Source organism: Amycolatopsis rhizosphaerae, assembly GCF_007713715.1.
GTDB lineage: Bacteria > Actinomycetota > Actinomycetes > Mycobacteriales > Pseudonocardiaceae > Amycolatopsis_E > Amycolatopsis_E rhizosphaerae.
In genome coordinates, this window is the sequence record NZ_VJWX01000363.1 from 1 (window position 1) to 7414 (window position 7414).

Annotated in this window: 8 protein-coding genes; 3 read left to right on the top strand and 5 right to left on the bottom strand. The window is 71.9% G+C overall.

Annotated features, from left to right (window positions below; all coding sequences use genetic code 11):
* The 3 genes from FNH05_RS27370 to FNH05_RS27380 all read right to left on the bottom strand — a co-directional run.
* Window positions 1-862 (bottom strand): tyrosine-type recombinase/integrase (locus FNH05_RS27370; protein ID WP_144591664.1); only part of this gene is annotated, 862 nt, incomplete at its 3' end.
* A gap of 71 nt (window positions 863-933) precedes the next feature.
* The gene (locus tag FNH05_RS27375; protein WP_144591666.1) at window positions 934-1410 is read right to left on the bottom strand and encodes a hypothetical protein; all 477 of its coding nucleotides are present in this window, start codon (window positions 1408-1410) and stop codon (window positions 934-936) included.
* Between the two features lie 17 nt (window positions 1411-1427).
* On the bottom strand, window positions 1428-2630 hold the full coding sequence (locus tag FNH05_RS27380; protein WP_144591668.1) for an MFS transporter: 1203 nt from the start codon (window positions 2628-2630) through the stop codon (window positions 1428-1430).
* Window positions 2631-2713: 83 nt separating this feature from the next.
* Between FNH05_RS27380 and FNH05_RS27385 the strand changes: the two genes are divergently transcribed.
* Window positions 2714-3085, top strand: coding sequence for an ArsR/SmtB family transcription factor (locus FNH05_RS27385; RefSeq protein WP_144591670.1), 372 nt, complete (start codon window positions 2714-2716; stop codon window positions 3083-3085).
* Here FNH05_RS27385 and FNH05_RS27390 read toward each other — a convergent pair.
* Window positions 3042-3929 carry a LysR family transcriptional regulator gene (locus FNH05_RS27390; protein WP_144591672.1) on the bottom strand — a complete coding sequence of 296 codons (888 nt, stop codon included), beginning with the start codon at window positions 3927-3929 and terminating at the stop codon, window positions 3042-3044. The two genes, FNH05_RS27385 and FNH05_RS27390, sit on opposite strands and share 44 nt — an antisense overlap.
* 89 nt (window positions 3930-4018) lie before the next feature.
* Here FNH05_RS27390 and FNH05_RS27395 point away from each other — a divergent pair, with 89 nt between their 5' ends.
* Both FNH05_RS27395 and FNH05_RS38315 read left to right on the top strand, forming a co-directional pair.
* Window positions 4019-5464, top strand: coding sequence for an MFS transporter (locus FNH05_RS27395; RefSeq protein ID WP_246127968.1), 1446 nt, complete (start codon window positions 4019-4021; stop codon window positions 5462-5464).
* A gap of 72 nt (window positions 5465-5536) precedes the next feature.
* Window positions 5537-6304, top strand: a complete 768-nt coding sequence (locus FNH05_RS38315) for a hypothetical protein (RefSeq protein ID WP_186382763.1) — start codon at window positions 5537-5539, stop codon at window positions 6302-6304.
* Window positions 6305-6363: 59 nt separating this feature from the next.
* Here FNH05_RS38315 and FNH05_RS27405 read toward each other — a convergent pair whose 3' ends face one another.
* On the bottom strand, window positions 6364-7170 hold the full coding sequence (locus FNH05_RS27405) for an aminoglycoside 6-adenylyltransferase (protein ID WP_144591676.1): 807 nt from the start codon (window positions 7168-7170) through the stop codon (window positions 6364-6366).
* Window positions 7171-7414: the final 244 nt, after the last annotated feature.

Genomic DNA, 7414 nt, shown 5'->3' on the forward strand with positions numbered 1-7414 from the left:
GGCGGCGCAGCACCGCGGTGACGTGCGAGACGTGCACGCGCCGCCCGGTGCTGGTGACGAACAGGGGTTCGGCGGGGGCGGGTCCGACCTGCCCGCGCAGTGCCGGCACGGCCGGGGGGAGTCGCTGCTCCAGGTAGGCGTCGAGGGCGTCGGCGACGGGAGCGGCGAGTGCCACTTCGCGGTCCTTCGCGCCCTTGCCGTGGACCCGCAGGATCCCGATGGCGCCCGGCACCGGCCTGCGGTAGTCCGTCAGGTGGGTGCCGACCAGTTCCTCGGCGCGGACGCCGGTGCCGATGAGGATCTCCACCATCGCCCGGTCCCGCCGTCCGTCCCGCCGGTGCCCGGCCAGCAGGTGGGCCGCCAGCAACAGCGCCCGGCAGGCCTCGAACGACCAGCGCGCCGTGGCCGACGGGGTGCCGGAGGCGCGGTTGAGATGCTGGGTCCGGCGGTCCACCAGCGCGGCCGGGTTCTGCTCCGCGAGCCCCTCCCGGATCAGGTACTTCCGGTAGAAGGCGGAGACCGCGGACAACATCCGGCCCCGCGTGGCGTCGCTGTACCCGGCGCGCGCCAGTTCGTCCAGCCATCGTTCGACGTGCTCCACGCGGATTTCGGCGAACGAGCCGAACCCGTTGGCCAGGCACCAGGGGAACCACTCCAGTCCGGTGGGCTGGGCCCGGCGGCGGCCCCGGCGGCGGGTGGGATCCGGCGGGACGTAACCGGGCACCCACTCCAGCGGGATCCCCAGGTCGGTGGCGTAGGCGACGCGGGTGTTCAGCGAGGTGTAGATCCGCAGGAACTCGGCAAGCCGTTCCTGTCCGCTCTTTCCCGTGCCGTCCGCCGAGGGCACCAGGGCCAGGGTCACGCGGGCTCCTTTCCACCGTGTCGCCGCTCTTTCTTAGCGGGTCGGGTGCCTTCCGGCGAGGCGGGCCCCGGTTACTCCCGGGCCCGCGCGGCCTCCAAGCGGGCGGCGTGCCCGGGAAGGTGTTCGGCGGCGCGCAGCCGGACCAGTTCCCGCCAGGGCAGCTTCGTGCCGGGCGCGCGCCGGCCCTCGCGGTCGACGAGGCGGAGTTCCACGGGCTCGCCGACGGCGTGCCCGGGGATCGTCCTGACCGCGGCGACGAAGTCGTTCCCGTTGCGGCGCAGGAGTTCCCTGCGCTCGGCGGGCGTGGTCGAGGCGATCAGCGCGTCGAGGTTCCGCGCGTCCATGGCCTCGCGGTTGTCGACGACGGCGGGCAGGCCGAGCAGCAGGTCGCGAGCCGCCGCGGCGAGGATCCGGTCGCTGAGGGCGATATGGCCGACGGTCCAGTCGACCGCCGCCCGCGTGTCCGCCGGGAGCGCGCTGGTGTCGTCGAGCGCCTCGGCAGCGGCGAACAGCCTGCGGTAGGCGGATTCGAGCTCGGTGGTGTCCATGGTTTCTCCCAGGGGAATCAGCGGTGGGCGGTGGCCGCGGTGCGCCGGTGGGTCCGGGTCAGCAGCAGGAGCATCAGCAGGCAGAGCGCGGCGACGGCGACCGCGAAGTACTGCACCGCGGTGAGGAGTCCGGCGGTGGTGGCGAGGAAACCGACCCCGATGACGGGCACACCGACCCCGAGGTAGAGCACCACGTAGAAGCCGGACACCACCTCGGCGTGCCGGTTCGCCGGGGCGGCCTGGTTGGTCGCGGTGAGCCCGCCGAGGAAGGCCAGTCCCTGGCCGGTACCCGCGATCACGATCGCCACGATGAGGAGCGTGAGCGACGAGATGCCGCCCGCGATGGCCAGGAGCGCGAGCCCGGCGGCGAGCAGGGGGAGCCCGGCGAGTTCCAGTTGACGGGCCGGCCGGCCGTAGCCCGCGAGTTGCGCGAGCGCGGAGCACGCGAGCATCAGGGCGACCAACGCCCCGGCGAGGAACAGGTTCCGGCTTCCGGACAGGGTGGCGACGTAGGTCGGGATGAGGGTCAGGAACAGCCCGACCACCGCGAACGCGAGGAATCCGGTCGTTCCGCTGGTGGCGAAGACCGGGCCCATCCCCTCGGGGATTTCCGGGCGCCGGGGACGCCAGCGGGTCCTGGCTCGTGTCTCCGGCAGCGTGCTGATCACCGCCGCGGCCGGGACCAGCAGCGCGATCTCCACCGCGAAGGGCAGGACGTAGGGCTCGGGCGCGTACTGCGCGAGCAACCCGCCGAGCGCCGGGCCGAGGCCGAGTCCGCCGGCGGAGGCCACAGTGGACACCAGTGCGGCGCGGCGGCGGTTGCCCGCCGGTTCGAGTTCGGTCAACGCGGCCGTCAGCGGTCCCGAAGCCGCGCCGAGTGCGAGGCCCTGGAGGATGCGCGCGGCGAAAAGCCACCCGGTGCTCGTGGCCAGGGCGAACAGCAGCGATCCCAGCGCGGCCAGCGCCATCGACGGCAGCACGACCCGGCGGCGGCCGATCGCGTCCGACAGGGGACCTGCCACCAGGAGCGAAGGGATCAGCACCGCCACGTAGACGGCGAAGACCAGGGTGACGACCACCGGCGGGAACCCGAATTTCGTGGCGTAGCCCCGGTACAGCGGCGTCGGCAGATTGGTGCCGGTCAGCAGGATCAACAGTGCGTAGGCGGTGCCCCAGAACCGCAGGCGGGCGCGGCGTGCGGTGGTTCTTCGATCGGGCATCGAGCCCCCTCTCGTTCATGTTCGACTTTGCCGAACATAGCAGATGTTCGGGGAAGTTGAACATGTTTGGGTATCCTGGGGGCATGGCAAGCCGTACCGCAACCGACCTGGTACACCCGGACCGCGACGACATCCGCTTCACCGCCGTGATGGCCGCGTTCGGCGACCCGGTCCGGCTGGCGATCGTCGCGCGCCTCGCGGACGCCGAAGGCGACGGTCGGCTGGCCTGCGCGACCTTCGCGCTCCCGGTCAGCAAGTCCACCCAGAGCGGGCATTTCCGGGTGCTGCGGGAAGCGGGCGTGATCCGTCAGCGCGACGAGGGAACCCGCCGCCTGAACTCGCTGCGGCGGGACGATCTCGACGCCCGGTTCCCCGGACTGCTCGACCTCGCCATCCCGGAAGGACGGGCGATCATGGCCGAGTGGGCGTCCGCGCGACCTTCAGCGTCGCGCTGAGCAGGTCCACCGCCGTCGAGCGCGGCGCGGCACGGAGCAGAACCAGCGCCGTGGGCAGGAGGATCGGGCGCCGCGGCGGCACGAAGGCCACGGCGTCCGAGCCGGTGCGGGCGATGTGAGCGGGCAGCAGCGTCCAGCAGTGCCCGGCGGCAACCGGCCCGAGCAGCACGTCCTGGGCGTTGACCACGGTGGGGCCCGGGCGCGGCATGAACCCGGCCGCCTTGCAGGCGGCGGTGACCAGGTCGAAGGCTTCCGGGTTTTCGTCACGGGCGGGCCGCGCCAGCGGGAGGCTCGCGAGCGAAACGAGATCGTCCGCGGTGCTCGCCCGCTCGGCGGGCACCGCCAGCAGCAGCGGATCGTCCCAGAGGTGGTGGACGGCCAGGCGGGGATGCTCCGGTGGGGCCGACACGAACGACGCGTCGAGATCGCCGGCGAGGACGGCGGCCAGTTTGTCCGGCGCCGACCGGGTCGTCGTCAGCCGCACGAGCGCTCCGGGACGGCGGGCCCGGAACTCGGTGAGGATGTCCTCGAGGCGCTTGCCGAGGCCGGGACTGCTGCCGAGGCGGAGCACCCCCGCGGTGCCCGCGGCGAGATCGGCCGCTGCCTCCGCGGCCCGGTCCATCTCGCGCAGCGCGCGGCGCGCGTGCGGAAGGAACGCTTCGCCCTCGGGGGTGAGCCTGGCCTGCCGGTGCGACCGGTCGAACAGGGTGAGCCCCAGTTCCCGTTCCAGGCTCGCGATCTGTTTGCTCACGGCCGACTGGACGATGTGCAGGCGCTCGGCCGCCCGGCCGAAATGCCCGAGTTCGGCGACCGTGACGAAGTAGCTCAGCTGGCGGATCTCCACGCCACCACCTCCTCCGATTCCGTCCGGAGATTGTTCCAGCGCCGGATCGGTTCTTGATCACCCCTTCGCCCAACGGTCCACTGGGGAACGTGAAGAGAGAAGAAAACCCTGGTGACGAAGCGAATCCGGGTCGGTGGAGAGCGTTTTCCGTCTGCCTGCTGGCCGGGTTCATGACCCTGCTCGACGTCAGCATCGTCAATGTGGCGCTGCCGTCCCTGCGGTCCGGTCTCGGCGTGTCCCCGTCCGGACTGTCCTGGGTGGTCGCGGGCTACACGCTCGCCTTCGGGCTGGCGCTGATCCCCGCGGGCAGGCTCGGGGACGGTTTCGGGCGTCGCCGCCTGTTCCTGATCGGCCTGGCGGGGTTCACCGCGGCGAGTGCCGCATGCGGGTTCGCGGGCTCCTCCGCCTCGCTGCTCGCCGCCCGGCTGGTGCAGGGCCTGGCGGGCGGGGTGCTGACCCCGCAGGTGGTCGGGCTGATGCAGCAGTTGTTCCGCGGCCGCGAACGCGGCACCGCCTCCGGCGTGTACGCCGCGATGATCGCGGCGGCCACGGCGATCGGCCCCGTGCTGGGCGGTCTGCTGATCCAGGCGGCGGGGAATCCCGGGGGCTGGCGCTGGGTGTTCTTCGTCAACCTGCCCCTCGGCGCCGTGGCGCTCGTCCTCGGCTCGCGGTTGCTTCCCCGGGACCGGCCGCGCGGCCCGGCACCCCGCGTCGACCTGGCCGGGGTGGTCCTGCTCGGTGGGGGCATCGCCGCGATCATCCTGCCGCTGGGCGATGCGGGACGGCAAGGCGGCTCGGGACGGTGGTATCTGCTCGCGGCCGGGGCGGCGCTGCTCGCCGCGTTCGTGGCCTGGGAACGGCGCCACCCCCGGCCCCTGGTCGATCTCGGGTTGTTCCGGCGGCGCTCCTACACGTTCGGCGCACTCGTCGCGTTACCGTACTTCGCCGGGTACTCGGGCATCCCGTTCGTGGTCTCGCTGTACTTCCAGCAGGGCCTCGGCTGGTCCGCGGCGGCCGCCGGGGCCGCGGGAATACCCTTCGCCGCCGGATCGGCGATCACTGCGGCGCTGTCCGGGCGCGCCGTCCACCGGTTCGGCCGCCTGCTGGTCCTGGCGGGCACGGCCGCCGCCGGGGCCGGGATCGCCGGCGCGGCCGCGGCGGTCCAGGAGGGCGGCTCGCACCGGTGGCTGTTCGTGCTCGGGCCGCTGCTGCTCGCCGGGGCGGGCAGCGGGGCGGTGATCGGCCCGAACCTGACCCTCGCGCTCCGGTCGGTCCCGCTGTCCGAGGGCAGCACCGCGGGGGCCGTCCTGCAGACCGGGCAACGTCTCGGGTCGGCGATCGGCCTCGCCGTCACCGGGGCGTTGTTCTTCGGCACGGTGGCTTCCGGCGGCGATTTCGCGCGCGCCACCCGCGAAAGCCTCGACGGCTCAGCCGTTTTCGTCGCCCTCGCGCTGCTGGTGTCGGCCGCCGACCTGGCCGGTGCCCGCCGTCGATCCGTGGCGGGCAAGGGAAACCGGCCACAGGAGGCCGGGTAGGCGTGGTCAGCTTGTGGTGTCGAAGCTGAGGATCGTGCGCGCACGCTCGGGTCGCAGTGCGAGACTGGCCGGATGAGGTCCAAGGAACTGACGTACACCGATGAAACCAGCGCATACCTGATCGCCGGACGCCGTCTCTCGGGGCCGTTCAGCGACGCCGGCTTCGACGAGTTCTGCGGTCGGATCGACCTGCTGGCCGGAGAACTCGACGCACCGCTGGTCGTCGTCCCGGATGGCAACTTCGGGGGCAGCGGGGTGGCGGTGTCCGAGGCCGGTTGGCTGTCCTGCGCGCTCGGCCTGCTGATCCACCGCGCCGACACCGAACACCCGGCCTCGGTGCCGTATCAGGACCTCACGACGGCGGTTGCGCGCGCGGAAGCGCTTCCCTGGGACCGGATCAGTGCACTGATCGTGGCCTGCGGGCAGGACGGGCCGCGTCAGCTCTCTGACGACGTCGTGGTGCACGCGACCGCGTCCGGACCGCTGGCCGGGGTCAAGGTCGGCTATGGCGTGCGGGTCGACTTGCGGCCGATCGAGCCCGACGACGAGGACTGGGACGACGAGGACGACGACGAGGACTGGGACGAGGACGGCCCCGTCTTCGACGAAACCACCGGCGTCGCCGCCCTCGTCCCCGGCCTGAGCCTGATCCGGGGAACCCTCATCGACCAGACCCCGCAGTCCGACGCGGTCTACGGGGTGCAGGTCGGGCGCGCGTTCTACGACGAGCCGAAACCGATCGTGCTCGACTTCTCGGAGGCCGCGCATGCCGAGCGGCTCGGCCGGCTGGGTGTGCTGGCGGATCAGGCGGCCTATCACCTGATCGCGCACTACGACTGAGCATGCCGGACTACGCGGCGGGCAAGGGAAACCGGCCACAGGACGCCGGGTAGGCGTGGTCAGCTTGTGGTGTCGAGGCTGAGGATCGTGCGCAGTTCGATGTGGGCACGCTCGTGAGCGAAGGCGGGGAAACCGACGGCGGTCGCGGTGCGTTCGGCGAGGGTGCGATACAGCCGGGTTGTCGCGAGGAGCGCTTGTGTCGCTTCCTCTGCGGCGAGACCGGCCCAGCACTGTTCGAGTGCGTGCTGGATGTCGGCGTCCATCCACCGCCGCATGCCCGTTCCGAGATGGCGGGTGTCGAAGTCCGGCCCGTACCGGGTGCGGTGGTCCCACTCGATCATCCGCAGCAGTTCGGTCTTGAGGTCCTGATCGCGCACCTTGGCCGACCACGGTTCGTCGCGCACGATCGCCTTGGCCTGCATCAGCGCTGCCGCCCACGCCCAGTTGACCGACTCGTCGAACTCCCCGGCGGAGGGGGGCTTCACAGAGGGCTCGGTGAACGATGCCGTGGTGGCTGCTCCGTCCTTGTCCAGCAGCAACTCGAACGGCCGCGAGTACGCGCGGCCGTGAAGCCGCTGTGCGGGGAGCAGAGTGAAGTCGATCTTGCCGCCCGCGTAGTGGATCAGGCGGGTCGGATTGCCGTCGCCGTCCTCCAGGCGCTCGACGACCAGCACCTCCCCGAGTCCGGACCACCAGGATTCGTCGGCCAGCAGCGCCGGGACGTCGGTGGTGAACACCTCGATGTCCCGGTCGGAGAGTGGGTGCGCGGTGCCCGCGGCGGCCGATCCCGTCAGCACGAGCGCCCGCACCTCAGGGCGGCTCGATCCCCACTTCGTCAGAGCATCGAGAGCACGCGGGTAATCCACCTTCCGATCCTTTCACCGCCGTGACCGTCGCATCGGCTGCCGATCTCCGCACACCGGATCTCGTTGGGGCTAGGACCTGTATCGAAGTCGAGCGTTGGTCGACGCAAGTCGAATTTCGCGTCTTGAAGCGGCGTCAGCCGCTTGCGCCACGCTGTCGGCTTGCACCGCCGCGGGTTCTCAGGCGGTTCCTGGCAAGAACAGCACTGCCAGCGCTCCTGAATTGGCATTCATGAGGAGGAGATCC

Excerpts from the sequence above, each read along its gene's own strand:
- FNH05_RS27375 (WP_144591666.1), bottom strand. The coding sequence starts at position 1,410 with ATGGACACCACCGAGCTCGAATCCGCCTACCGCAGGCTGTTCGCCGCT.
- FNH05_RS27380 (WP_144591668.1), bottom strand. The coding sequence starts at position 2,630 with ATGCCCGATCGAAGAACCACCGCACGCCGCGCCCGCCTGCGGTTCTGG.
- FNH05_RS27385 (WP_144591670.1), top strand. The coding sequence starts at position 2,714 with ATGGCAAGCCGTACCGCAACCGACCTGGTACACCCGGACCGCGACGAC.
- FNH05_RS38315 (WP_186382763.1), top strand. The coding sequence starts at position 5,537 with ATGAGGTCCAAGGAACTGACGTACACCGATGAAACCAGCGCATACCTG.